The organism is Agromyces kandeliae (assembly GCF_009674665.1).
GTDB classification, from domain to species: domain Bacteria; phylum Actinomycetota; class Actinomycetes; order Actinomycetales; family Microbacteriaceae; genus Agromyces; species Agromyces kandeliae.
Map to the genome: position 1 here is coordinate 360,464 of NZ_WKJD01000016.1, position 23,747 is coordinate 384,210.

The following is a 23,747-nucleotide window of genomic DNA, read 5'->3' on the forward strand; positions in this document are numbered from 1 at the left end:
GTCGTGAACCGGATGCCGCGACCGGACCCCGCCCTGCGGTCGGCTGCGTTCACGTCGTCGGAGCTCCAGCAGGCGCTCGGCTCAGCCGGCGTGCTCGGCGACCACGCGCACGAGCGCCTCGCCGTAGGCGTCGAGCTTCTTCGCTCCGATGCCCGAGATGCCGTCGAGCTCGGCGACCGCGGCCGGCCGGCGCACCGCGACCGCTCGCAGGGTGGCATCGCCGAACACGATGTAGGCGGGCACCCCCTGCTCGCGCGCCTCCGAGGCGCGCCACGCCCGGAGCGCCTCGAACAGTTCCGCGTCGCGCGGCTCGAGGTCGGCCGCCGCGGGCGCCGCAGCGCGGCTCGACCGCGAGGCGCGCACCGGACGCTCCGGCTCCGTGCGGAAGGAGACCTGCCTGGAACCCGAGAGCACCTCGGCCGAGGCATCCGTCAGGGTCAGCACGCCGTACTCGCCGACCGTCTGCAGGAGCCCCTGCGCGAGCAGCTGGCGCACGACGCCCCGCCACTGCGCCTCGGAGAGGTCGTCGCCGATGCCCCACGTCGAGAGCCCGTCGTGGCCGTACTGCTCGACGCGCGCGGTGCGCTTGCCCCGGAGGATGTCGACCAGGTGGCCGGCGCCGAACCGCTGCCCGCGCTCCCGCTGGAGCCGGACGATCGTGGACATCAGCTTCTGCGACGCGACGGTCCCGTCCCATGAGGCGGGGGGCTCGAGGCAGGTGTCGCAGTTGCCGCACGGCGTGCTCTGCTCGCCGAAGTACGCGAGCAGGTTCTGGCGTCGGCACTGCACCGTCTCGCAGAGCGCGAGCATCGCGTCGAGGTGCGACGCGAGCCTGCGTCGGTGGGCGAGGTCGCCGGGGCTCTCGTCGATCATCCGGCGTTGCTGGACGACGTCCTGCAGGCCGTAGGCGAGCCAGGTCGTCGACGGCAGGCCGTCGCGACCCGCACGGCCGGTCTCCTGGTAGTAGCCCTCGACCGACTTGGGCAGGTCGACGTGCGCGACGAAGCGGACGTCGGGCTTGTCGATGCCCATGCCGAAGGCGATCGTGGCCACGACGACCACGCCGTCGTCGCGGAGGAAGCGCTCCTGCGTGCGGCGGCGCGTGGCCGCGTCGAGGCCCGCGTGGTACGGCATCGCGTCGACGCCGTTCGCCGCGAGGAAGGCCGCGAACTTCTCGGTGCTCGCGCGCGAGAGCGCGTAGACGATGCCCGCGACCGGGTTGCCGTCGGCGTCGCGACCCTCGGTGCGCACGAAGTCGAGCAGCTGCCGACGCACGTCGAGCTTCGGGGCGATGCGGTACTGGATGTTCGGCCGGTCGAAGCTCGAGACGAAGTGCCGCGCGTTGCCGAGGGAGAGCCGCGTCGTGATCTCGCGATGCGTCGCCTCGGTCGCCGTGGCAGTGAGCGCGATGCGCGGCACCTCGGGCCAGCGCTCGGCGAGCTCGGCGAGGGCCAGGTAGTCCGGACGGAAGTCGTGCCCCCACTGGGCGACGCAGTGCGCCTCGTCGATCGCGAACAGCGCGATCGTGCCGCGCTCGAGGAACCGCTTGGTCTGCTCGGAGCCCAACCGCTCGGGTGCGACGTAGAGGAGGTCGAGCTCGCCGGACAGGTAGGCGCGCTCGACGCTCGCCCGCTCGGCCGGCGACTGCGAGGAGTTCAGGTAGCCCGCGCGCACGCCGTTGCGCACGAGCGCGTCGACCTGGTCGTGCATCAGCGCGATGAGCGGCGAGACCACGACGCCCGTGCCCTCGCGGAGGAGCGCGGGGACCTGGTAGCAGAGACTCTTGCCGCCGCCCGTGGGCATGAGCACGACGGCGTCGCCGCCCGCCGCCACGTGGTCGATGATCGCGGCCTGCTCGCCGCGGAACCCGTCGTACCCGTAGACCGTGCGGAGCGCGTCGATCGCCGAGGCGAAGCGGGCGGGCGCGGCCGTCACGGCGCCCGCCGGCGGCATCCGCTCGCTCGCCTCGGACCGGACGGCCGGGTCGGACGGCGGTGGCGGCGCCCACTCCTCCTCGGGCGGCGCGAGCTCGTCGGGATCCCACGGGACCTCGTCGGCCCACGCGGGTGCGCCGGCGGAATCGGGGTGCTCGCTCCACGTCACCCGTCGACCCTACCCGGCGGCCCCGACAGGTCCGCCGGTTCCCCGGAAGCCCGAGGGCTCGGGCGCGACGGGGAGGACGGGTCGCGGTGCGAGTCTGCTGTGAAGCTCCGTCGCGTGCGCCGCGCCGACCTAGGCTCGCGCCATGACCCGCATCGAGCAGGCGCGCATCCTCGTCGTCGGGGCCAGCGGCGCGCTGGGAACCCTGATCGCCGAGCGCCTCGCGGAGCGCGGAGCCCGGCTCGTCCTCCACGGCCGGGACGCGGCACGGCTCGGCGACCCGCCGGGCGGCGCGACGGTCGCCATCGACCTCACCGAGGCCGACGCACCCGAGACGATCGTCGATCGTGCCGTCGAGGCACTCGGCGGCCTCGACGCGATCGTCGTCGCGGCAGGCGTCGTCGGGTTCGACGGCGTGGCAGAGACGGCCGGGCAGGACCTCGAGACGATGTTCACCGTCAACGCCCTCGCTCCGATGCGGATCATCTCGGTCGCGCTGCCGAGCCTGCGCGACTCGGCCGCCGCAGGGAACGAGCCGGTCGTGCTCACCATCTCGGGAATCGTCTCGGAGTTCCCGACGGCCGGGCTCGCGAGCTACTCGGCCTCGAAGGCGGCACTCGCGGCGTACGTCGCGGCCGCCGGTCGAGAGCTCCGGCGCAGCGGCATCCGCCTCGTCGATGCCCGGCCCGGCCATACCGAGACGGGACTCGCCGAGCGCCCCCTCTTCGGGGCGGCGCCGCGCTTCCCGCACGGGCACGATCCCGCGATCGTCGCGGATCGGCTCGTGCGGGCGATCGAGGACGGCTCGACGACGCTGCCGCCCGACGCCTTCACCGGAGCCTGAGTCGGCGCCGACGCGGCACCGGGCGGCAGCGCGCGCGTCAGTCGCGCGGCTCCGAGTCTCCGGACGCCTCCCCGGCGTCGGGCTCGGGCGAGCCGTCGGCGGCATCCGCGCCCGCCGGCTTCCGACGGACGAACAGCAACGCCACCACCGCGGCGACGGCGACCGCCAGCACGCCTGCGCCGATCCACACGAGGTCCTGCGCGGCACCGCTCGACGAGGCGTCGCCGGCCTCTCCGTCGTCGACACCCTCGGCCGTTCCCGCGACGTCGGCGCACGGCGAGTCGTCCGCCCCGGGGCCCACGGGTTCGCCGTCGGCGGGCTGCCATTCGAACTCGAAGTCGCCGGAGATCGGGTGACCGTCCGCCGAGACGACGCGCCACACGACGGTGTACTCGCCCGGCTCGCCGAGCTCGGCCGCCACGCTCGCGATCGCGCCGTCGACCGTCGCGCACTGCGTGGCGTAGTGCAGCCCGTCGGGCCCGACCACGTCCATGGCCGCCGCACCCTCGGCATCGAGCAGCGCGTCGTTCGTCTCGAGCCAGACGACGCCGGGCTGCTCCGTGACGGTCTCCTCGCCGTCGGGCGAGACCGCGATCACGGTGTTGTGCGCGAATGCGGGCAGTGCGGGGCCGGCCACCGTGGCCAGGGCGGCGAGCGCCGCCCCGGCCACGGCGAGCGGGATGCTCCGGCGCGACACCATGGTCAGGCCTTCTTCCCGCGCCGTGCGGCGATCGCCACGGTGAGACCGGCAGCGCCCACGGCCAGGCCGGTGATGCCGAGCACCCGGCCGACGACGTCGACCGAGCCCTGCGATGCCGCGGTCTGCTCGGCCTCGTGCTCCTCGGCGTGCTCGTCCGACGACGCCTCGGCGTCGTCGTGGCCGTGCGCGTCGCCCGTCGACTCGGTGACCTCGATCGCCGGGGCCGGGCGCTCGGGCTCGGCGCCGTCGGCGCCCGCCGACTCGCTCCAGTCGTTCTCGCCCTCGACGCAGGACTGCAGCACGGGGAACTCGAGGCGCTCGCCCGCGGCGTCCTCCGGCAGCAGCACCTGGATCTGGAACGTCTCGCGATACCCGTCGGGCTGCGGCGTCGAGGCGGTGTAGACGACCTGGCCCACGCGCTCGGCGACGACGTCGCCGTGCGCGCCGTCGACCGGCTCGTCGAGCTCGACCATGACCTTCTCGACGTCCCAGCCGGACTTGAGCGTCGGGGTGACGGACAGGATCGACTCGGGGATCTCGACGGTGTACGACGTGGTCGGCGACGCATCGCAGCCGTGGCCCGAGGCGAACTCGAGCACCGAGTACGACCCGGCGGCGGTCGAGCTGGGCGTGACGTTGACGTGGGCCTGCGCGGCGACGGGCGCCGCGAGGGCGAGCAGGGTGCCGGCGCCGAGTGCGGTCGCGGCGGCGGCGGTCGTGCGGGTGATGGATCGCATCGGTGTGTTCTTCTCCAAGAGGGGGTGCGCGGACGCGCTGCCGTGATCGTCGGCAGTGGTTCGGCGCGTCGGCGCGAACGGATTCGGTGTCGTGACCGCTCAGGCGGCCGCGAGCACCTCCGGCGGACCCCGATGGCGGAGCGAGGAGAGGAGCAGGATGCCGAGGGCCGACGGGCCGTCGCGCCGCGAGACGGGGCGCGCCACGTCGCGCGGGGCGGGCGCGGCCGCACCCGTGAGGACCGTGACGAGCAGGCGGATGCCGCGCGCCAGCGCGCCGGCGACCGCGGCGACGGCGGCGACGGACCTGCCGAGCACCGCGAGGAACGCGACCGTGAGCGCCGCGGCGGCCACGTGCGCCACGGGCATGGCCGCATGCCCGTGGTCGACGGCGACGAACGCGTCGAGCGGGATGGTGCCGCCCGCGTGGAGTGCGTGGGCATCGACGGCCGCGGCGCCGAGTGCGTCGGACCCGGGCGTGCCCACCGCGTAGAGCAGGTGCAGGGCGGCCTGTGCGACGAGTGCGGCGACCGAGGCGCGGAGCAGCGGCATCCGCCCGCCGACGACGAGCATCGCGACGGGGACGGAGAAGGCGAACGCGAGGGCCAGTGCGACGGGCCCGGGCGGCGTGCCGCCGCCGACCGTGTGCGCGAGGGATGCCGCGAGCACCGCGAACGCGGCGACCGCGGCTCCACGAGCCGTGCGCGCACCCCGGGAAGTCACCCGACCAGCCTAGCCGCCCGGCGCGCACGGGAACGGCCCCGGGCATGCGCCCGGGGCCGTTCCACTGGGTACCGGCGTCAGCTCACGTTCAGCGTGAACGAGCTGGTGGTGCCGGTCGAGGGCACGAACACGTCGAACGTGGTCGGACCGCTCGCGCCGGCCGGGACGGTGAACATGACGCTCGCCTGGCCGATCTCGTCGAAGTTCGGCGTGTACGCGGTGTCGATCGGCGCGCTGCCGAGTTCGACCCCGCCGCTCGAGACGACCGCGGTGTCCGCGTCGATCTCGTCGCGCGAGAAGTCGAGCGACGACAGCTCGACGGTCACCGAGGCGCCCGCCGCGACCGAGGTGCCGCCCGGCAGGTGGACGCCGACCGCGCGCTGCATGAGGTCGGGCGTCGCGGAGCCGAACGTGTCGAACCAGTCCACCATCGACTCGAGGTCGATCTTGCCGCTGTCGGCCTTGTTCGTGCCGTCGGCCAGGGTGAAGAAGTTGTCACCGCCGGACGCGAGGAACGAGTTCGCACCGACGGAGTACGTCGCCGCGGGGTCGATCGCCACGCCATCGAGCCACATCTCGGTCACGTGCGAGCCCTTCGGCGCGGTCGGGTCGTACGTGTACGTGAACTCCTCGTTGACGCCGAGCTTGAGGAACGGACGGCTGACGCCCTCGGGCTGCCACTGCTCCTCGAGCACCTGCTTGATCTGCGCTCCCGTGAGGTCGAACGAGACCAGCGTGTTGGCGAACGGCTGGACGGCCGCGGCCTCGGCGTAGGTGACCTCACCCGAGGCGAGGTCGGCACGCAGGCCGCCGGGGTTCATGAACGTGATCTGCACGTCACGCGTGCCGTCCACGTTCAGCGCCCACTCCTGCACGTCGGCCACGAAGTTGCCGAGCGTGGACTCGCCTCCACGGTTCTCCGGGAACGACGGCGCCCCGACGGGGTTCGCGCGCACGGCGCGGCCGAAGTTCGCCGTCGCCTCGCCGAGCACGACGCTGCCCAGCTCCTGGGCGACGGCCGTGGCTTCGGCCACGAGCGGGACGAGCGCCGGGTCGGGCTCCGCGATGTAGCCGGTGATGCTCCCGCTCGCGTCGCGGACCGCCATCGTGTAGATGGTGTTCTTCATCCGCGCGATCTTGCCGCTCTTCTTGTTGAAGGTGATCTCCATGTTGGAGAAGCGCTCGCCGTACTGGCCGCTCGAGATCACGGGTCGGCCGTCGATCACGTGGTTGTACGCGAGGTGCGTGTGGCCCGAGACGATCGCGTCGACGTTGTCGTTGGCATTCAGCACGATGTCGCCGAACCGCGAGTTCGGGTCGGTCGCCGACGCGACGGTCGTGTCGGCTGCGCCCTCGTGGACGAGCAGGACGACGATGTCGGCTTCGCCGTTCGCGTCGTCGCCGTCGCTCAGCTGGTCGGCAACGCGGTTGGCGGCCTCGACGGGTGGGCCCACCTCGATGTCGGCGATGCCCGCGGGGCTCACGAGCGACGGAAGCTCGTCGGTCACGGCGCCGACGAAGCCGAGGCGCACGCCCTCGAACTCCGCCACCCAGTACTCGGGCAGCGCGGCCTCGCCGGTGGTCTTGTCGTAGACGTTCGCGCCGAGGTACTCCCAGAGCGCGAGCGGCATGACGCGATCGGTGAGGTCGTCCATGCCCTTGTCGAACTCGTGGTTGCCCACCGAGCTGACGTCGAGGCCCGCCTCGTTGAAGGCCTGGATCGTCGGGACGTCCTGCTGGATGAACGAGGTGAAGGTCGATGCCCCGATGAGGTCTCCGGCTGCGGCGAAGACGGTGTTCGGGTTCGCGTCGCGGATCTCGTTCACCGCCGTCGAGAGCCGCGCGATGCCCGCTGCGGAGCCGTTCTGCTCGATCCGGCCGTGGAAGTCGTTCACGGTGACGAGGTTGAGGTCGACGAAGGCCTTCGCCTTCGCCTGCGGCGGGAGCCCGTCCGGCGGGACGGCCTGGGCCGAGGCGACGCCGCCGAGGGCGAGCGCGAGAGCGGTGGCTCCGGCGAGCGCTCCTGCGGCCGCGCGGCCGCGGGAGCGCATGGGGGACGTGGCGCGGGTCCGAGCCGCACCGGGGGAACGTTGCTGCATTGCGTGATCTCCTCTGCAAGGGCGGATGCGGGAGACCGGCCTTCGCGCTCCCCCGGCGTCGCACGTGACCGCCCCGGGTTCGGGCGGGCACTGCTTCGCAGCCTATGGCGGGGGCTCGGCCGAGGGAAGGGACTTGACCCACTCGTCACGCGGCGTTCAACGAATCGGCCGATTTTGCTCAGATGAGCAGCGATCCGTGCTCAGATGAGCAGGATCGGCCGTCGGGCCTAGGCTGAACGACGATGCTCACCGCGGTCCTCTCGCTCTCCGGCGCGATCGTCTACGGCGCTGCGGACTTCCTCGGCGGCCTCGCCGCACGTCGCCTGGGCGCGCTCCTGGCCACGGCGGTCGCCTCGGTCGCGGGACTCGTCGCGATGGTGGCCGCGCTGCCCGTGCTCGGCGGAGCCTGGACCGCCGCCGACCTCGGGTGGGGCGCGCTCTCCGGCGTGATCGGCGCCGTCGCGATCGCCCTGCTCTACGCGTGCCTCGCGATCGGCCCCATGAGCATCCTCTCGCCGCTCACCGCGCTGATGTCGGCCGTCACCCCGATGCTCTGGGGCACGCTCGTCGGTGCCGAGCGGTTCGGACCGCTCGGGGCCTGGGGCATCGGCATCGCGCTGGTCGCCGTCGTCCTCGTCGGGTTCGTGCCCGAGCGCGGTGCCGTCCGGCCCAGCGCGCGCGGCCTGCTGCTCGCGGTCGGCTCCGGGCTCGCGATCGGCGGGTACTACATCGCGATCTCCCACACGGCGGATGCCTCGGGCGTCGTCCCGCTCGTCGCGAACCGCGTCGTCTCGGCGACCGTGCTGTTCGCCGCGTTCGGCGCGGTGACCGTGTTCGCCGCGGTGCGGGCACGGTCCGGCGCGCTGGAGGCGGGCACCGCCCGATCGGGAGCGGCGGAGGCGTCGGCCGATCGCGGCGCGGTGCCGACCGCCTCCGGGACGGCGACGGCCGGCGCGACGCGCTTCCGCGACCTCCGCGTGGCACTCGCGCTCGCCCTCACGTGCGGCGTCGTCGACGCGACGGCGAACGTGCTGCTGCTCCTCGGCATCCGCGCGGGCGACCTCGCCGTCGCGGCCGTGCTGGGTGCCATGTACCCGGCGGGCACGATCCTCCTCGCGGCGATCGTCCTGCGCGAACGTATCGCGCCGGTGCAGTGGGCGGGACTCGCGCTGGCGCTCGTCGCGGCCGGCCTGCTCGCGGTGGCCTGAGCGGCACGGTCCCCCGACGGCACGCGGACCGGCGGCACGACGTGATCGGCGTCAGAGCCGGACGACCTCCGCGATGCGCACGACCGCGGTGCCCTCCTCCGCCGACGCCTCGAGGTCGACCTCGCCGCGGATCCGCCAGTCGTGGTGGCCCGCGGGGTCGTCGATCACCTGCTCGACGCGCCAGGTGCCGGCGGCGGCGTCCGTCTCGTCGATCGTGACGAGCCGCGGCGAGCGCGCGGGCCCGCCCGTGAGGATGTCGTCGTGCTCGGCGTAGTACCGGTCGAGCACGTCGGGCCAGCCGACGTCCGGGTCGAGCTCGGCGAGCTCCTCGTCGCGCTCGAGCGCGGCGAGCTGCACGCGGCGGAACAGCTCGTTGCGCACGAGCACGGTGAACGCGCGGCGGTTCGTGACGACCGACGGCGGCGCGGGCGGCACGACCGGCGCCTCGTCCTCGGGCAGGTGCGCGGTCGGGTCGACGAGCTCGGCCCACTCGTCGACGAGGCTCGAGTCCACCTGCCGCACGAGCTCGCCGAGCCACTCGATGAGGTCGAGCAGCTCCTCGTCCTTGTGCTCGTCCGGTACGGTCTGACGGATCGCGCGGAACGCGTCGGAGAGGTAGCGGAGGACGAGGCCCTCGCTGCGCTGCAGCTGGTAGAACGACACGTACTCGCCGAACGACATCGACCGCTCGAACATGTCGCGCACGACCGCCTTCGGGCTGAGCTCGAAGTCGCGCACCCACGGTTGGCTCGAGGCGAACGTCTCGAAGGCGTGGGCGAGCAGCTCGTCGAGCGGCTTCGGCCAGGTGACCTCCTCGAGCAGCGCCATCCGCTCGTCGTACTCGATGCCGTCGCGCTTCATCGCGGCGACGGCCTCGCCGCGGGCCTTGTACTGCTGCTGCGACAGGATCGGCCGAGGGTCGTCGAGCGTCGACTCGATGATCGACACGACGTCGAGCGAGTAGTGCCCGGTGCCCTGCTCGCTCGTGGTCGGGTCGAGCAGCTCGATCGCGGCGAGCGCGAACGGCGACAGCGGCTGGTTCAGGGCGAAGTTCGGCTGCAGGTCGACGGTGAGCCGCAGGTCGACGCCGTACGTCCGGCCGGCCTCGACGGCCGGGACGATGTGGACCACCTCCGCGTCGCGCAGCGTGCGCAGGATGCCGAGCGCGCGACGCGCGAGCTCGAACCGCCGCGCCCGCGGCTCGTGGTTGTCGAAGACGAGCGAGCGGATGGCGCCGGCCACGTCGCCGCCGCGACCGATCACGTTGATCAGCATCGCCGCGCTGAGCGACAGCTGCGGCACGAGCGGCTCGGGCTCCGCGGCGACGAGGCGCTCGAACGACCCCTCGCCCCACGTGACGAACCCGGCCTGCGGCTTCTTGCGGACGATCTTCTTCAGCTTCTTCGGGTCGTCGCCCGCCTTGCGGATCGCGGTCTCGTTCTCGATCTCGTGGTCGGGGGCGAGCACGACGACGGTGCCCGCCGTGTCGTAGCCGGCCCGGCCCGCCCGCCCCGCGACCTGGTGGAACTCGCGCGCGCTGAGCTGGCGCATCCGCTGCCCGTCGTACTTCGACAGCGCGGTGATGAGCACCGAGCGGATGGGCACGTTGATGCCGACGCCGAGCGTGTCGGTGCCGCAGATGACGCGGAGCAGCCCGCGCTGCGCGAGCGTCTCGACGAGCCGGCGGTAGCGGGGCAGCATGCCCGCGTGGTGCACGCCGATGCCGGCGCGCACGAGGCGGGAGAGGATCTTGCCGAACCCGGTCGTGAAGCGGAACCCGCCGATGGCCTCGGCGATCTCGTCGCGCTGCTCGCGCGTGACGACCCGGATCGAGGAGAGCGCCTGCGCGCGCTCCATCGCGGCGGCCTGCGAGAAGTGCACGATGTACACCGGTGCCTGCTTCGTCTCGAGGAGCTCCTCGACGGTCTCCTGCACGGGCGTCTTCGCGTACGAGAAGTGCAGCGGCACGGGTCGCTCGACGCCGGTCACGCGCGCGGTGTCGCGGCCGGTGCGGCGCGCCAGGTCGTCGGCGATCGCGGTCACGTCGCCGAGCGTCGCCGACATGAGCACGAACTGCGCATGGGGCAGCGTGATGAGCGGCACCTGCCACGCCCACCCGCGGTCGGGGTCGCCGTAGTAGTGGAACTCGTCCATGACGACCTGGTCGACCGCGGCATCCGCCCCCTGCCGGAGCGCGAGGTTCGCGAGGATCTCGGCCGTGCAGCAGATGATCGGCGCCTCGGCGTTCACCGAGCTGTCGCCCGTGACCATGCCGACGTTCGCGGCGCCGAAGATGTCGACCAGCTGGAAGAACTTCTCGCTCACGAGCGCCTTGATCGGCGCCGTGTAGTAGGTGCGGCCCCACGGCCGGCCCGCGTCGCGGTCGGCGGCGGTGCGGGCGACGGATGCCGCGTGCGCGGCGACCGCGACGAGCGACTTCCCCGTGCCCGTCGGCGTCGACAGGATCACGTTCGCGCCCGAGACGAGCTCGATGACGGCCTCGTCCTGCGCCGGGTAGAGCGAGAAGCCGCGGCCCTCGGCCCACTCGACGAACGCGTCGTACATCGCGTCGGCGTCGTACGGGCGCGGGGCGGCGTCGAGCAGGGTTGCGGTCATCCGTCCGAGTCTGCCGCATCGCCGTCCGCCGCGCTCGCGCGGGCGGCGGCCGCGACGCGGCCCGACATGGGGGGAGCCGGCCCGCGCTGCCCGTTCGGGTCGGGTTCCAGCGCGGCCGGCTCTCCGGTCGGCTCCGCGGCGACAGTTCCCCCTGCGTGTCCGCGGTGCGCGACCGAGGTCAACGGTACGGATGCCGCGCGAGGGGGGCATCAGGGGTAGCCCTGAACCCGCCCCGGGTCGAAGTCAGGACGACGACCCTGCGGAGAGCGATTCGGCCGCCGAGTCGACGACGCGCTCGGCCGGGCCGTCCGCATCCACGACGATGCCGGGCTCACCGGGCGCCAGCCGTTCGAGGGTGGCGAGCTGCGACTCCAGCAGGGCGGCGGGCATGAAGTGGCCCACGCGGCCGCCGGCCCGCCGCGCGAGCTCCGCCTCCGAGAGGTCGAGGTGCACGAACCGGGTCGCCGGGGCCGACGCCAGGAGGCGAGCGCGATAGGCGCGTCGGAGTGCGGAGCAGGCCACCACCACCCCGTCCTCCGTGCCGTCGGCCAGGATCGCTCCGACCCGATCGAGCCACGGCTCGCGGTCGGCGTCGTCGAGCGGCACGCCCGACCGCATCTTCGCGACGTTCGCGGGCGGGTGGAGGTCGTCGGCATCGACGAAGGACACCCCGAGGCGCTCCGCGAGGAGCCTCCCCACGGTCGACTTCCCCGAGGCGGAGACGCCCATCACCACGACGGGGCCGGGCAGCCTGCCGACGGCCGTCATGCCCGCCCCGCGCGATCGTCCGGCGGCAGCACCGTCGGCCGGACGACCGACTGCACGTCGCCGCCGGCGATGAGCTCGACGGTCGCCTCGACGAGGCGGAAGACGCCGACCGCGAGCAGGTGCACCAGGAGCACCGGGCCGAGCAGCGCGAGCGGGTAGGTGAGGGCGATCACGAGCCGGGCGAGCCCGCCCCACGCGAGCGCGGCGAACGCGGGCGCGGCGGCGAGCAGCAGCCACACCGGGTGCGCGACCACGGCGAGCACGATGGCGGCCACAACGGCCGCGACGCCGAGCGCGACCTGGGCGAGCAGGAGCCACCCGCGCCATCCGGCGTACGTGCGCTCGCGGTCCGCGGACACCCACGCCCACATGAGCCGGGCGCGAAGGACCGGCACGCCCTGCTCGCGCAGCGCGCGATGGAAGACGTCGTCGTCCTCGCGTCGCTGCACGAGCGCGGCCGCGTCGTCGTCGAGCGCCGCCGCGGCGATCGACTGCGCGTCGTGCAGCACGGCAGGTGCGGACTGGCGGCCGTAGCTCGCGATGAGCCCCCACAGCGGCGTGGGCACCGAGGCGAGGTCGGTGATGCCGACGGGGGGAGGCCCTTCGCCCGCCGCCGGCGCGCGGTACCGGCGACCGCTCGGGTCGTCGACGTACACGAGCGGGGCGCGCAGCGCGAACCGGTACCCGTCGGCCGGGCGTTGGGCGAGCGGCAGCTCGTCGAGCGGTGCGCCGTCCTCGCGCAGGAAGGGCATTCGGGTCTCCTCGCCTCGGTGCGTTGCACCATCCTGCCGCGTCGGCCGTCAGCCGAGCAGCACCGACACGAGCAGCAGCACGGGCACCGAGCCGACGGTCGTCACGAACACCGTGTCGCGGGCGACCACCTCGGCGGTCTCGTAGCGCTGCGCGAAGTTGAAGACGTTCTGCGCGGTCGGCAGCGCCGCGAGCACCGTGACCGCGTAGAGGTCGCGCCCCTCGAGCCCGAACGCGAACGCGCCGAGCGCCCACGCGATCGCCGGCATCGCGGCGAGCTTCAGCGTGGCGGCGAGCACCACGTCGCGCAGGCCCGTTCCGGGTTCGAGCAGGCGCGTGCCGTGCAGCGACAGTCCGTAGGCGATGAGCATGAGCGGCACCGCCGCCTGCCCGATCAGGTGGATCGGATCCTGCACGATCGGCGGCAGCTCGATGCCCGACACCGAGACGAGCACGCCGAGGAGCGAGCCGATGATGATCGGGTTCGTCACGGTCGAGCGCAGGATGCCGCCGACCGACGTCCGGCCCTGCACGGTCGCGCCGAGCACCGCGAGCGCGATCGGCGCGAAGAGCAGCAGTTGCAGCAGGACGATCGGCGCCGAGTACGCGGCGTTGCCGAGCAGGTAGAGCGCGATCGGGATGCCGATGTTGTTGCCGTTGACGTACCCGCTCGCGAGCGCCCCGATCGTCGTGCGGGCGACGCCCCGCCGGAGCAGCAGGAGCGACACGATCGAGAAGACGAGCATGACCGAGACCGCGGCGATCGCCGAGACCGGGAGCAGCGCCGAGAACAGTGCCTTCACGTCGGCCGTCGAGAGCACGGAGAACAGCAGGAACGGCGAGAGCACGCTGAAGTTCAGCCGTGCGAGCACCGGGCGCGCGTTCGGCCCGAGCACGCCGGTGCGGCCGGCGACCCAGCCGACCACGACGGCGAGGCCGATGACCGCGAACCCGGTGAGGATGTCGATCACGCCGCGCCGCCCGGGAGCCGGGCGGGGAATCCCGCGGGGATCGACGCCGATCCGCCGCGGGGGTCCCGGCGTGTCACCAGCGGTGGTGCACCGAGGCGCGGATGTCGCGGTCGTAGAGGTCGCGCACGGCCGCGCCGAACGGCTCCGGGAGCTCGAGCGAGCCGGCGGCCGCGTTCGCACGCGCCTGCTCCGGGTTGCGCGCCCCGGGGATCACCGTCGAGACGCCGTCCTGCGCGGCGACCCAGGCGAGCGCGACCTGGGCCGGCGTGGCATCCGGCGCCGCCTCGCGTGCGAGCGCCGAGAACTCGGAGGCCGCGCGCACGCCGGTCGCGTAGTCGACGCCCGAGAAGGTCTCGCCGACGTCGAACGACTCGCCGTGACGGTTGTACGAGCGGTGGTCGTTCGCCGCGAACTCGGTCTCGAGCGTGTACCGACCGGAGAGCAGCCCGCTCGCGAGCGGCACGCGCGCGATGATGCCGACGCCGTACTGCCTCGCGACGGGCAGGACCTCCTCGACCGGCTTCAGCCGGAAGGCGTTGAGGATGATCTGCACGGTCGCCACGTTCGGCCGCGCGATCGCGGCGAGCGCCTCGTCGACCTTCTCGACGCTCACCCCGTACGCGGCGATCGCGCCCTCGGCGACCAGGGTGTCGAGCGCGTCGTACACGGCGTCGTCGGAGTAGACGGAGGTCGGCGGGCAGTGCAGCTGGACGAGGTCGAGCGTCTCGACGCCCAGGTTGCGGCGCGACCGGTCGGTCCAGGCGCGGAAGTTGTCCAGGACGTAGTTGCCGTGCTCCTGGGGCATCCGTCGCCCCATCTTCGTCGCGACGGTGACGCCGGCACCGGGGTTCGCGGCGAGCCAGCGCCCGATGAGCGTCTCGGAGCGGCCGTCGCCGTAGACGTCGGCGGTGTCGAACACCGTGACGCCGGCCTCGTGCGAGGCGTCGAGCACCGCGAGCGCGTCGGCCTCCTCGACCTCGCCCCAGTCGGCGCCGAGCTGCCAGGTGCCGAGTCCGATGACCGAGACGGTGCGGCCGGTGCGGCCGAGGGTTCGGGTCTGCATGCGTGCTCCTCCTCGACGGATGTCCCCGACCGAGCCTAGCCCGGGGCGTATCGTGGCGGGCATGGACGGGACGCCGCGGACCCAGCCCAGCGACCACGACGGCCGGCGACGGCCCCGACTCCCCAAGACGTCGATCGAGAGGTGGGTGTTCTGGCCTGCGGCGGGGGTGGTGCTCGCGTTCAGCGGGTTCGCGCTCCTCGCCCCGAACCTCGCCGAGACGTTCTTCGGCGCCGTGCAGGCGTCCATCGTCAACGCGTTCAACTGGTACTACGTGCTCATCGCGGCGTTCTTCGTCGCCTTCAGCCTCTTCGTGGGCTTCAGCCGATACGGCGACATCCGCCTGGGCGAGGACGACGACAAGCCCGAGTTCTCGCTCGGAGCGTGGTTCTCGCTCCTGTTCGCCGCGGGCATGGGCATCGGGCTCGTGTTCTACGGGGCGAGCGAGCCGCTCAGCCACTTCGTCGCGCCGCGGCCGGGCGTCGCCGGCACGCCCGAGCAGCTCGCGTCGTCGGCGCTCAGCCAGACCTACCTGCACTGGGGCATCCACGCGTGGTCGATCTACGTCGTCGTCGGGCTCGGACTGGCCTACGCCATCCACCGGCGCAAGCGGCCGATCTCGATCCGCTGGACGCTCGAGCCGCTGCTGGGCAAGCGCGTGCGCGGCGCCTGGGGCAACGTGATCGACGTCGTCGCGCTCGCGGGCACGCTGTTCGGCGTCGCCACGTCGCTCGGGCTCGGCGTGCTGCAGATCAGCGCCGGCCTCGATGCCGCCGGGATCGCCGAGCCGACCGAGACCACGCAGGTCGTCATCATCATGGTGATCACGGTGTTCGTGCTCGCCTCGGTGCTCTCGGGCGTCACGCGCGGCATGAAGTGGCTCTCCTCCACGAACCTCGTGCTCGCGGGCATCCTCGTGCTCTACCTGCTCGTGTTCGGCCAGACGGAGTTCCTGCTGCGCGAGTTCGTGCAGTCGATCGGCACGTACATCCAGAACTTCATCGGCCTCTCGTTCAACGTCAGCGCCTTCCAGGGCGCAGCCGGCGAGGCCTGGCAGGCGTCGTGGACCTCGTTCTACTGGGGCTGGTGGATCTCGTGGGCGCCGTTCGTGGGCATCTTCATCGCCCGCATCTCGCGCGGTCGGACGGTGCGCGAGTTCGTCGCGGGCGTGATCATCGTGCCGACCCTCATCGGCATCCTCTGGTTCAGCGTGCTCGGCGGCTCGGCGCTCTACCTCGAGCTCACCGAACCGGGCAGCCTCGTCGGCGCCGACGGCGCGGTCGACATCGAGGGCACGCTGTTCGCCCTGCTCGGCTACTTCCCCGGCTCGACGGTGCTCACCTTCGGCGTCATCCTGCTGATCACGATCTTCTTCGTGACCTCGTCCGATTCCGGGGCGCTCGTCATGGGCATGATCGCGACCGGCGGCCAGATCAACCCGCGGAAGTGGGTGCGCACGTTCTTCACGCTGATCACCGCCCTGCTGTCGATCTCGCTGCTGCTCGCCGGCGGGCTGCGCGCCCTGCAGACGGCGGCGATCATCATCGCGCTCCCGTTCAGCGTGGTGATGCTCATGATCTGCTGGTCCACGATCATCGCGTTCAGTCGCGAGCGTCGCGCGTACGAGCTCGCGCGGCGCGCGCAGTTCGTCGACCAGATCGGCGAGTACTACGGGCTCGAGGTCGAGGCGCCGCTCGAGGAGGGCGCGATCGGCCGGGGGCCGAGGTGGGTGCGGCAGCTCCAACGGCGTCTCGGCATCAGGCAGGACCTGCCGACGATGCCGATCCAGAAGGTGCCGGGGGTCGAGCCGCCGCTGCACCCCGTCCTGACGCACATCGACGGCGAACTCGTGCCGCGGCACGCGTCGCAGCGCGCGATGGACACGCTCAACGCCGAGTCGACCGGAGTCCCGACCGAGGACGTGGACGGCATCGTGGACCACGACCCGCGAGCGCGCGGCGACGTCGAGGCCGTCCCGGACCGGACCACCGACGACGACGGGCGCGATCCGCTGCACTGATCGGGAGCCGACCGAGTCGGCGGCGGACCGTGGCTCGGCGGCCGTGCGATCAGGCGATCGGCACGGCCGACCCGCTGACGACGACGCCGCCGGTGGCCGGGATGTCGACGACGAGCCCGCTCGGGCGCCCGACGTGCCGGCCCTGCGCGATGACGACGCGCGCCGGCGGCACGACCGTGCCGAGCTCGCGGAGGTAGCCGCCGACCGCGGCCGCGGCGGCCCCCGTGGCGGGGTCCTCGACGATCCGCCCGACCGGGAAGATGTTGCGCGCCTCGAATCGGAGGCCGCCGTCGGCGGCGTCGGCGAGGCGGTGCAGCACGGTGATGGTCGCCGGCCAGCCGTGCTCGTCCATGAGCGCGCGAGCGCGCCCGGCGTCGAAGGTGAACGCATCGAACGCCCCGGCGTCGGCGACCACGAGGACGGGATGCCGATTGCCCGCGAATGCGATCCGAGGCGGATGGCGCTCGTCGAGCGCACCCGCGTCGAGGCCGACGAGCTCGAGCAGCTCGGCGAGGACCGCCGTCGGCATCGGCTCGACCCGGGGGTCGACGCTCGTGAAGGAGGCGACGATGCGTCCGTCGACCTCGGCGGTCTCGATGGCCACCTCGCCGACCGGGGTCGCGAACCGGATGCGACCCGGCCCCTCCCGCTCGGCGAGGGCGACCGCGGTCGCGACGGTCGCGTGGCCGCAGAACGGCACCTCGGCGACCGGCGAGAAGTAGCGGATGCCGCGGACCTCGCCGTCGCCGCCTGCCACGAACGCGGTCTCGGCGTAGCCGACCTCCCCGGCGACGGCGAGCATCGCGGCGTCGTCGAGCGCGGCGGCATCGAGCACGATCCCGGCGGGGTTGCCCCCGTCGGGGTCGGTCGTGAACGCGGCGTAGCGGAGGATCTCGGGCGTCGGGGCGGTCATGCTTCCATGCTCGCGCCCCGGCCACCTCCCCGTCTCGGTCCGATTCGGCACCGGTGGCCTGCCCGCCCCGCCCCCGAGATGACGCGAACTGCTCGACGGTGGCGCCCGTCGAGCAGTTCGCGTCATCTCACTCGCCGCCGTCGAGGGCCTGCTCGTCGCCGAATCGGCCGCGGGCGTCGACCGGGATGAGCGGCCGATCGGCGCGCGCCCGGATCTGCTGCACGGCCCAGGTGTTGCCGTCGGGGTCGGCGAACCCGAAGAACGTGCCGCCGTCGCGCGGGTCGATGACCTGGATCGGGCTCGCCTCGACGCCGCGGGCGACGAGTTCGGCACGGGCCGCCTCGGCGTCGGCGACCACGAGCTGCACGCCCTTCAGCGAGCCCGGCGCCATCGCGTTCTGCGCCGGCAGCGTGCCGATCACGATCGAGCAGCCGGAGCCCGTCGGCGTGAGCTGCGCGAACCGGTGCTCGCCGGCGTGCGTGTCGTGGTCGAGCTCGAACCCGACCCGGTCGCGGTAGAACTCGATCGCACGATCGATGTCGGCGACGGGGACGACGACGACCTCGAGGGTCCAGTCCATGGTGACGCTCCTCTCCGATGTCGGCGGGTGGGCGGATGCCGCGGCTCAGCCCGCCAGCAGGGCGTCGAGCCGCTCGTAGCCCTCGATCACGCCCTTCGCCATGCCGTGCTCGACCATGGCGTCGCGGGCCTCGAGGCTCGGGTAGACGGCGTGGCCGCGGAGCCGCGTGCGGCCGTCGCCGAGGTCCTCGAAGGTCATCGACTCGATGCTGACGATGTCGGGCGCGCCCTCGAACTCGAAGGTCTGGACGGCGAACTCGTTCTCGCGGATGGAGTGGAACGTGCCGTTGAAGGCCCAGCGACCGCCGTCGGGGTCGACGTGCACGTAGCGGTAGCCGCCCTGCGGCCGGAAGTCCCAGCGCTCGATCTGCATGTCGTAGCCGTTCGGGCCGAGCCACTGCCGGACCTTGTCGGGGTCGCGGTGGGCGTCGAACACGGCGGCCACGGGCGCGTCGAAGACGCGCTCGATGTCGACGTAGGGCAGCCCCTCGGGGGCGTCGATCGTGACGGGATTGGTGGTCTCGGTGGTCATGGTGTCAGTCCTGTTCGGCGGATGCCGCGGCGTCGGCGCCGTCGGCGGAGGCGAGCAGCGCGTCGAGACGACGGAATCGCTGCTCGTGGATGAGGCGGTAGCGGTCGATCCACTCCGTGAGCGTCTCGAGGGCGGCCGCGTCGAGGTGCACGGGGCGACGCTGCGCGTCGCGGCTCCGGGTGACGAGCCCTGCGGCCTCGAGCACCTGGATGTGCTTCGACACCGCCTGGGTGGTGATGTCGAACGGTTCGGCGAGTTCGGTCACGGTCGCCGGCCCACGGCTGAGCCGGGCGACGATGCTGCGGCGCACCGGGTCGGCCAGCGCCATGAAGGCGCGGTCGAGCCGATCGTCGGCGGCTGCGGCATCCATTATTCAACCAATCGCTTGATCAACTAGCTGGTTGTTAATGTACGACGAGCCCGCCCGCCCCGTCAAGGGCTCTCGCAGATGTCACCCCTCGGGTGCAGGATCGGCGGTGCGGGCGATTCCGCCCGCCCACGACCCTGAAGGAGTCGCCATGTCCGTCACGCTCAACCCGTACCTCAGCTTCCGCGACGAAGCGCGCGAGGCGATGGAGTTCTACCGGTCGGTGCTCGGAGGCGAACTCGAGCTCAGCACCTTCGCCGAATTCGGCCAGGGCGACGAGGCGGCCGAGGCCGACAAGATCATGCACGGCCGGCTCACGTCGGACCACCTGACGCTCATGGGCGCCGACACCCCGAACGAGATGCCCTACGAGGCCGGCACGAACTTCGCGGTCTCGCTCAGCGGCGGCCCGGACGACGAGGCGACGCTCCGCGGGTACTGGGAGGGGCTCGCCGAGGGCGGCAGCGTGGTCCTCCCGCTCGAGCAGTCGCCGTGGGGCGACGCGTTCGGCATGCTGACCGACCGGTTCGGCGTGCAGTGGATGGTGAACATCGGCCAGGCCACGCCGTCGGAGGGCTGAACGTCGGATCGCGACGTCGTCCGGGGTTCGCCCGAACCCTCGACGCGGGCCGGGCGGAGACGCCGAACGCCGGGTCGGAACGTGTCCGACCCGGCGTCCGGGAGTGCGGGCGCCTGCGCCCGCGAGCGATCAGATCGCGCGGATGTTCTCCGCCTGCAGGCCCTTCTGGCCCTGCACGACGTCGAACTCGACGTTCTGGCCCTCTTCGAGCGAACGGTAGCCGTTGCCCGCGATGGCGCTGAAGTGCGCGAAGACGTCGGGGCTCCCGTCAGAGGGAGCGATGAAGCCGAACCCCTTCTCGGAGTTGAACCACTTGACGGTTCCGGTAGCCATACTGCTGTGTCCTTCGTTCGAACCGGGCCGAACGGTTCGGCCCGTCACGTTCGGCCGTTCGGCCGTCCGCAGGCCCGGCAACGCTTGACTGCCGGGCGGTGGTCCGAGGGGCCGGCCACGCGTCGCGTGCGCTGCCCTCGGTCTCGGGTCATGCCTGCGGAACGTGCCGCCTCCGGGCAATCAATCGTGATACGGGCGGTCGCCCGCGTATGGAGGAACCTTCAGCGTATCCCATCCGCCTGTGCGTCCGCAGGATGCCCCCGTCACATCCGTCATCTCGCGTGGGCGCCGGCCCACGTCCGCCGGCGGCCCGACCGCCGCTAGAGTGACCGGGTGCCGAACCCAGCACCCGACCCCGACGCGGCACCGGCCGCGCCCGCCCTCTGGCGGCTCGCCGTCGTCGGCGTGCTCGGCGGGCTCCTCTCCGGACTCTTCGGCGTGGGCGGCGGCATCGTCATGGTCCCGCTCCTCATCCTCCTCGCCGGCATGGACCAGCGCCGCGCCTCGGCGACCTCGCTCGCCGCGATCGTCCCGACGGCCCTCGCCGGCTCCATCGCGTACCTCGTGAACGGCCAGGTCGACCTCATCGCCGCCGCGCTCGTCGCGACGGGCGGCATCGTCGGCGGCTGGATCGGCGCGACCCTGCTCGCGAGGCTCCCCCTCGAGTGGCTGCGCTGGCTGTTCATCGCGATGCTCGTCGTCGTGGCGATCCGCCTCGCGTTCGGCTCACCCGACCGCGCCGCCGACCCCGTGCCGCTCGAGCCCGGCCCCGCGCTCGGCCTCGTCGCACTCGGCCTCGTCGTCGGCATCGCCTCCGGCCTGTTCGGCGTCGGCGGCGGGCTCATCATGGTGCCGGCGTTCATGACGGTCTTCGGCCTCGGCGACCTGATCGCACGCGGCACGTCGCTGGTCGCGATGATCCCGACCGCGGTGAGCGGGTCGGTGAAGAACGTGCGCGGCCGGCTCGTCGACGTGCGCATCGCGCTCATCGTGGGCGTCGCGGCGACCCTCGCGTCGCTGCCCGGCGTCGCGCTCGCGTTCCTCATCCCGCCTGCGGTCGGCGGATGGCTCTTCGCCGTGCTGCTCGTCGCGGCCGCGGTCCAACTGTCCGTGCGCGCGATCCGGGCCCGCCGGGCCGGCAGGGCGTGACCCCGTGGCGGAGGATCGACGCATGAGCGGCGCATCCGGCCCCCGCCTCGACGCCGACGCGCGGCATCCGTCGCTGACCTTCCGGCGGGCCGAGGTCGGCGACCACGCCCGGGTGGTCTCGGTCATCGGTCCCTGGTGGGAGCGACCCGACGCCGACCGGCTCGCCCTGCTCCTGCCCCGGCTGTTCTTCCAGCACTTCGCCGACACGTCCACCGTCGTCGACGACGAGCACGGCGAGCTCGCCGGATTCCTGATCGGCTTCCGCTCGGCGAGCCGACCCGAGGTCGCCTACATCCACTTCGTCGGCGTGCGCCCCGACCAGCGGCGCACCGGCCTCGCGCGCACCCTGTACGAGCGCTTCTTCGAGGCGATGCGGGCGAGCGGATGCCGCAGGGTCGAGGCGATCACCGGGCCGCCGAACGTGCGCTCCCAGGACTTCCACCGCGCGATGGGCTTCGAGGCGACGGGCGACGAGATCATCGACGGCGTGCGCGCGTGGCGGGACTACGACGGCCCGGGCGAGCATCGCGTCGCGTTCACGCGGCCGCTGTGATGCGAGCGACGGCGCCGCCGGCGTCGGCGCTCAGCCCCGTGCCTTGCCCTCGAGGTAGCGGCGCTCGGTCGCGTTGAGCGCGGTGCGCGCCGCGATGCCGAACTCGGCGCGCGCCTCGTCCGGACGGTCGGCGAGCGCGAGCAGGTGCCCCCGGACGGCGTGCACGCGGAAGTGCCCGGCGAGCGCGGGCTCGAGGGCGACGGACTCGAGGTCGCGGAGGGCGCGGTCCGGACCGTGCACCATCGCCACGGCCACGACCCGGCCGAGCTCGACCATGGGACCCGGGCCGACCACGCGCAGCAGGTCGTAGAGCGCGAGCACCTCGACCCAGTCCGTCTCGTCCGTCGACGGCGCCTCGGCGTGCACGGCCGCGATCGCGGCCTGGAGCTGGAACGGGCCCGGTTCGCCCGCGACGAGCGCGCGCTCGACCAGGCCGACGCCCTCGTCGATGAGGTCGCGGCGCCAGAGCGTCCGATCCTGCTCGTCGAGCGGAACGAGCTCCGGAAGCTCCTCCGGCCCCGATCCGCGGAGTCGGGCCGGGCGGCGCGCCTCCGTGAGCAGCATCAGCGCGAGGAGGCCGTCGGTCTCGGCCGCCCATGACGCCTGGGGCGGCGTGGCGTCGCGCAGCATCCGCGTCAGCCGGACGGCCTCGGCGGAGAGGTCGGGGCGGGCGAGCACGTCGCCGGAGCTCGCGGTGTGGCCCTCGGTGAACATCAGGTGGAGCACCTGGCGGACGGCGGCGGTCCGCTCGGGGAGCTCGGCGTCCTCCGGCAGGCGGAACCGGGCGCCCGCCGCCCGGATGCGCTGCTTCGCCCGGGAGATGCGCTGGGCGACGGTGGTCTCCGGCACCAGCAGCCCGCGCGCGATCTCCGCCGTCGTGAGCCCGCCCACCGCGCGGAGCGTGAGGGCGAGTTGCGACGGCCGTGAGAGCGCCGGGTGACAGCAGAGCACCAGGAGCGCCAGCGAGTCGTCGCGTGCGGAGGCCGCGGCCCCGCCGTCCTGGTCGATCGGCTCGAGCACCGCGTCGCGCTCCTCGCGCGTGCGGCGCGCGATCTCGCTGCGGACGGCGTCCACGTGGCGGCGATGCGCCACTGCGACGAGCCAGGCGCGCGGATGCTCCGGCACGCCCTCGCTCGGCCACTGCGCGGCGGCGGCGATGAGCGCCTCCTGGAGCGCGTCCTCGCTCGAGTCGAAGTCGCCGATGCGCCGGACGAGCACTGCGAGCGCCGAGGGAGCCGCCGCGCGCAGCACCGGCTCGATGCCGCGCGCGGACTCCCCCGGCGCGTCGACGTTCACGCCACCGAGACGTCGGGCTCGGCGTCCTCGGCGAGGATCGGGTGCACGTGCACGCCGCCCCACGAGGCCTCGGGCAGCCGCGCGGCGATCTCGACGGCACGGTCGTACGACGCGACGTCGACGAGGTAGTAGCCGGAGAGGAACTCCTTCGTCTCCGCGAGCGGCGCGTCGGTGGCGACGCCGTCGGTCGATCGCACGGCGCGTGCGGTCTCGCGACCGGCGAGCTGCTCCGCGTCGACGAGCTCCCCCGACGATCGCAGCTCCTGGACGAGGTCCACGTAGACCGCCATGGCCTCGACCTGCTGCTCGGGCGTGAACGCGTCCCACGCGGCGCCCCACTGCGGGTTGGACTGGATGAGGATGAGGTACTTCACGGTTCGCTCCTTGCCTGGTGTGCGGGGGCGAGGTTCGTCCCCATCAGTATGTCGAGGCCGACGCCGCGTCCTCGACATGCGTGCGGGGGATCGGCGCGGAACGCGTTCGGATCGCTAGCAGAGGCATCCGCACCTGACAAGGGCTGTGATCGGATGCGCGGCGCTCGTAACGTGGCCGTCGACGTCGCACCCGAACGCGACGCGACGATCGGAAGGGGGCCCCGAATGGGTGAGTCCGACAAGATCGGCAACAAGGCCGAGGAGCTCAAGGGCAAGGCCAAGGAGGCCGCCGGCAAGGCGACCGACGACGAGCGCCTCGAAGCGGAGGGCCGCAGGGATCAGACCGCGGCCAACCTCAAGCAGGCCGGCGAGAACGTGAAGGACGCCTTCAACTCGTAACGGCCCACCACTGATGGGGCGCGCATCGCGGGGGTGCGCGTCCCATCATCATGTCCGGGCGCGGACGGGGCACGGTTCC

Annotated in this window: 24 protein-coding genes; 7 read left to right on the forward strand and 17 right to left on the reverse strand. The window is 73.1% G+C overall.

The window, feature by feature from the left end; genetic code table 11:
• Positions 1-81 precede the first annotated feature (81 nt).
• Positions 82-1,953: a DNA helicase RecQ gene (gene recQ, locus GJR97_RS11920; RefSeq protein WP_154346976.1), complete on the reverse strand. Its 1,872-nt coding sequence runs from the start codon at positions 1,951-1,953 to the stop codon at positions 82-84.
• A 292-nt stretch (positions 1,954-2,245) separates the two neighbouring features.
• Here recQ and GJR97_RS11925 point away from each other — a divergent pair, with 292 nt between their 5' ends.
• Entirely contained in the window at positions 2,246-2,944 is a 699-nt protein-coding gene (locus GJR97_RS11925) for an SDR family NAD(P)-dependent oxidoreductase (protein WP_154346667.1), read from the forward strand.
• Positions 2,945-2,981: 37 nt separating this feature from the next.
• Here the strand turns inward: GJR97_RS11925 and GJR97_RS11930 are convergent, their stop codons facing one another.
• The 4 genes from GJR97_RS11930 to GJR97_RS11945 all read right to left on the reverse strand — a co-directional run bounded on the left by GJR97_RS11930 (position 2,982) and on the right by GJR97_RS11945 (position 7,200).
• Positions 2,982-3,644: a copper resistance CopC family protein gene (locus GJR97_RS11930; protein ID WP_154346669.1), complete on the reverse strand. Its 663-nt coding sequence runs from the start codon at positions 3,642-3,644 to the stop codon at positions 2,982-2,984.
• 2 nt (positions 3,645-3,646) lie between these two features.
• Positions 3,647-4,381 carry a YcnI family copper-binding membrane protein gene (locus GJR97_RS11935; RefSeq protein WP_154346671.1) on the reverse strand — a complete coding sequence of 245 codons (735 nt, stop codon included), beginning with the start codon at positions 4,379-4,381 and terminating at the stop codon, positions 3,647-3,649.
• 99 nt (positions 4,382-4,480) lie between these two features.
• Positions 4,481-5,101, reverse strand: a complete 621-nt coding sequence (locus GJR97_RS11940) for a hypothetical protein (RefSeq protein ID WP_154346673.1) — start codon at positions 5,099-5,101, stop codon at positions 4,481-4,483.
• A 77-nt stretch (positions 5,102-5,178) separates the two neighbouring features.
• On the reverse strand, positions 5,179-7,200 hold the full coding sequence (locus GJR97_RS11945) for a bifunctional metallophosphatase/5'-nucleotidase (RefSeq protein WP_154346675.1): 2,022 nt from the start codon (positions 7,198-7,200) through the stop codon (positions 5,179-5,181).
• 242 nt (positions 7,201-7,442) lie between these two features.
• Here GJR97_RS11945 and GJR97_RS11950 point away from each other — a divergent pair, with 242 nt between their 5' ends.
• A complete protein-coding gene (locus GJR97_RS11950) occupies positions 7,443-8,408 on the forward strand; it encodes an EamA family transporter (RefSeq protein ID WP_154346677.1) in 966 nt (321 codons plus the stop codon).
• A gap of 51 nt (positions 8,409-8,459) precedes the next feature.
• Here GJR97_RS11950 and GJR97_RS11955 read toward each other — a convergent pair whose 3' ends face one another.
• The 5 genes from GJR97_RS11955 to GJR97_RS11975 all read right to left on the reverse strand — a co-directional run bounded on the left by GJR97_RS11955 (position 8,460) and on the right by GJR97_RS11975 (position 14,576).
• A complete protein-coding gene (locus GJR97_RS11955; RefSeq protein WP_154346679.1) occupies positions 8,460-11,024 on the reverse strand; it encodes a DEAD/DEAH box helicase in 2,565 nt (854 codons plus the stop codon).
• 243 nt (positions 11,025-11,267) lie between these two features.
• Positions 11,268-11,792, reverse strand: a complete 525-nt coding sequence (locus tag GJR97_RS11960; protein WP_154346681.1) for a gluconokinase — start codon at positions 11,790-11,792, stop codon at positions 11,268-11,270.
• Positions 11,789-12,544, reverse strand: a complete 756-nt coding sequence (locus tag GJR97_RS11965; protein ID WP_154346682.1) for a DUF1353 domain-containing protein — start codon at positions 12,542-12,544, stop codon at positions 11,789-11,791. Before GJR97_RS11965 ends, GJR97_RS11960 begins: the two co-directional genes overlap by 4 nt.
• Before the next feature lie 48 nt (positions 12,545-12,592).
• Complete coding sequence (locus GJR97_RS11970; protein WP_324613441.1) at positions 12,593-13,513, reverse strand: AEC family transporter; 921 nt, start codon at positions 13,511-13,513, stop codon at positions 12,593-12,595.
• A gap of 73 nt (positions 13,514-13,586) precedes the next feature.
• On the reverse strand, positions 13,587-14,576 hold the full coding sequence (locus GJR97_RS11975; protein ID WP_154346684.1) for an aldo/keto reductase: 990 nt from the start codon (positions 14,574-14,576) through the stop codon (positions 13,587-13,589).
• 61 nt (positions 14,577-14,637) lie between these two features.
• Between GJR97_RS11975 and GJR97_RS11980 the strand changes: the two genes are divergently transcribed.
• Positions 14,638-16,593 carry a BCCT family transporter gene (locus tag GJR97_RS11980; protein WP_154346685.1) on the forward strand — a complete coding sequence of 652 codons (1,956 nt, stop codon included), beginning with the start codon at positions 14,638-14,640 and terminating at the stop codon, positions 16,591-16,593.
• A gap of 49 nt (positions 16,594-16,642) precedes the next feature.
• Here GJR97_RS11980 and GJR97_RS11985 read toward each other — a convergent pair whose 3' ends face one another.
• The 4 genes from GJR97_RS11985 to GJR97_RS12000 form a co-directional block, all read right to left on the reverse strand.
• Entirely contained in the window at positions 16,643-17,506 is an 864-nt protein-coding gene (locus GJR97_RS11985) for a PhzF family phenazine biosynthesis protein (protein WP_154346687.1), read from the reverse strand.
• Between the two features lie 127 nt (positions 17,507-17,633).
• Positions 17,634-18,086, reverse strand: a complete 453-nt coding sequence (locus tag GJR97_RS11990; protein WP_154346689.1) for a VOC family protein — start codon at positions 18,084-18,086, stop codon at positions 17,634-17,636.
• A gap of 45 nt (positions 18,087-18,131) precedes the next feature.
• Complete coding sequence (locus tag GJR97_RS11995) at positions 18,132-18,617, reverse strand: SRPBCC family protein (RefSeq protein WP_154346691.1); 486 nt, start codon at positions 18,615-18,617, stop codon at positions 18,132-18,134.
• A gap of 4 nt (positions 18,618-18,621) precedes the next feature.
• The gene (locus tag GJR97_RS12000; protein ID WP_154346693.1) at positions 18,622-18,987 is read right to left on the reverse strand and encodes an ArsR/SmtB family transcription factor; all 366 of its coding nucleotides are present in this window, start codon (positions 18,985-18,987) and stop codon (positions 18,622-18,624) included.
• A 148-nt stretch (positions 18,988-19,135) separates the two neighbouring features.
• Between GJR97_RS12000 and GJR97_RS12005 the strand changes: the two genes are divergently transcribed.
• The gene (locus GJR97_RS12005; protein WP_154346695.1) at positions 19,136-19,564 is read left to right on the forward strand and encodes a VOC family protein; all 429 of its coding nucleotides are present in this window, start codon (positions 19,136-19,138) and stop codon (positions 19,562-19,564) included.
• Between the two features lie 129 nt (positions 19,565-19,693).
• Here the strand turns inward: GJR97_RS12005 and GJR97_RS12010 are convergent, their stop codons facing one another.
• On the reverse strand, positions 19,694-19,897 hold the full coding sequence (locus tag GJR97_RS12010; protein ID WP_154346697.1) for a cold-shock protein: 204 nt from the start codon (positions 19,895-19,897) through the stop codon (positions 19,694-19,696).
• Between the two features lie 333 nt (positions 19,898-20,230).
• On the opposite strand from GJR97_RS12010, the gene GJR97_RS18805 reads away from it, so the two are divergent.
• On the forward strand, positions 20,231-21,046 hold the full coding sequence (locus GJR97_RS18805) for a sulfite exporter TauE/SafE family protein (RefSeq protein ID WP_324613442.1): 816 nt from the start codon (positions 20,231-20,233) through the stop codon (positions 21,044-21,046).
• A 22-nt stretch (positions 21,047-21,068) separates the two neighbouring features.
• Positions 21,069-21,599: a GNAT family N-acetyltransferase gene (locus GJR97_RS12020; protein WP_154346698.1), complete on the forward strand. Its 531-nt coding sequence runs from the start codon at positions 21,069-21,071 to the stop codon at positions 21,597-21,599.
• A 30-nt stretch (positions 21,600-21,629) separates the two neighbouring features.
• On the opposite strand, the gene GJR97_RS12025 is transcribed toward GJR97_RS12020, so the two are convergent.
• Both GJR97_RS12025 and GJR97_RS12030 read right to left on the reverse strand, forming a co-directional pair.
• Positions 21,630-22,895: an RNA polymerase sigma factor gene (locus GJR97_RS12025; protein ID WP_324613443.1), complete on the reverse strand. Its 1,266-nt coding sequence runs from the start codon at positions 22,893-22,895 to the stop codon at positions 21,630-21,632.
• A complete protein-coding gene (locus GJR97_RS12030; protein WP_195760687.1) occupies positions 22,892-23,269 on the reverse strand; it encodes a YciI family protein in 378 nt (125 codons plus the stop codon). Before GJR97_RS12030 ends, GJR97_RS12025 begins: the two co-directional genes overlap by 4 nt.
• Before the next feature lie 225 nt (positions 23,270-23,494).
• On the opposite strand from GJR97_RS12030, the gene GJR97_RS12035 reads away from it, so the two are divergent.
• Positions 23,495-23,668 (forward strand): CsbD family protein, encoded by a 174-nt coding sequence (locus GJR97_RS12035; RefSeq protein WP_154346702.1) that lies wholly within the window; start codon positions 23,495-23,497, stop codon positions 23,666-23,668.
• The last annotated feature ends 79 nt before the right edge of the window (positions 23,669-23,747 follow it).

Coding starts and splice junctions, on each gene's coding strand:
- recQ (WP_154346976.1), bottom strand. CDS start 1,953: ATGCCGCCGGCGGGCGCCGTGACGGCCGCGCCCGCCCGCTTCGCCTCG.
- GJR97_RS11925 (WP_154346667.1), top strand. CDS start 2,246: ATGACCCGCATCGAGCAGGCGCGCATCCTCGTCGTCGGGGCCAGCGGC.
- GJR97_RS11930 (WP_154346669.1), bottom strand. CDS start 3,644: ATGGTGTCGCGCCGGAGCATCCCGCTCGCCGTGGCCGGGGCGGCGCTC.
- GJR97_RS11935 (WP_154346671.1), bottom strand. CDS start 4,381: ATGCGATCCATCACCCGCACGACCGCCGCCGCCGCGACCGCACTCGGC.
- GJR97_RS11945 (WP_154346675.1), bottom strand. CDS start 7,200: ATGCAGCAACGTTCCCCCGGTGCGGCTCGGACCCGCGCCACGTCCCCC.
- GJR97_RS11950 (WP_154346677.1), top strand. CDS start 7,443: ATGCTCACCGCGGTCCTCTCGCTCTCCGGCGCGATCGTCTACGGCGCT.
- GJR97_RS11955 (WP_154346679.1), bottom strand. CDS start 11,024: ATGACCGCAACCCTGCTCGACGCCGCCCCGCGCCCGTACGACGCCGAC.
- GJR97_RS11960 (WP_154346681.1), bottom strand. CDS start 11,792: ATGACGGCCGTCGGCAGGCTGCCCGGCCCCGTCGTGGTGATGGGCGTC.
- GJR97_RS11965 (WP_154346682.1), bottom strand. CDS start 12,544: ATGCCCTTCCTGCGCGAGGACGGCGCACCGCTCGACGAGCTGCCGCTC.
- GJR97_RS11975 (WP_154346684.1), bottom strand. CDS start 14,576: ATGCAGACCCGAACCCTCGGCCGCACCGGCCGCACCGTCTCGGTCATC.
- GJR97_RS11980 (WP_154346685.1), top strand. CDS start 14,638: ATGGACGGGACGCCGCGGACCCAGCCCAGCGACCACGACGGCCGGCGA.
- GJR97_RS11985 (WP_154346687.1), bottom strand. CDS start 17,506: ATGACCGCCCCGACGCCCGAGATCCTCCGCTACGCCGCGTTCACGACC.
- GJR97_RS11990 (WP_154346689.1), bottom strand. CDS start 18,086: ATGGACTGGACCCTCGAGGTCGTCGTCGTCCCCGTCGCCGACATCGAT.
- GJR97_RS11995 (WP_154346691.1), bottom strand. CDS start 18,617: ATGACCACCGAGACCACCAATCCCGTCACGATCGACGCCCCCGAGGGG.
- GJR97_RS12000 (WP_154346693.1), bottom strand. CDS start 18,987: ATGGATGCCGCAGCCGCCGACGATCGGCTCGACCGCGCCTTCATGGCG.
- GJR97_RS12005 (WP_154346695.1), top strand. CDS start 19,136: ATGTCCGTCACGCTCAACCCGTACCTCAGCTTCCGCGACGAAGCGCGC.
- GJR97_RS12010 (WP_154346697.1), bottom strand. CDS start 19,897: ATGGCTACCGGAACCGTCAAGTGGTTCAACTCCGAGAAGGGGTTCGGC.
- GJR97_RS12020 (WP_154346698.1), top strand. CDS start 21,069: ATGAGCGGCGCATCCGGCCCCCGCCTCGACGCCGACGCGCGGCATCCG.
- GJR97_RS12035 (WP_154346702.1), top strand. CDS start 23,495: ATGGGTGAGTCCGACAAGATCGGCAACAAGGCCGAGGAGCTCAAGGGC.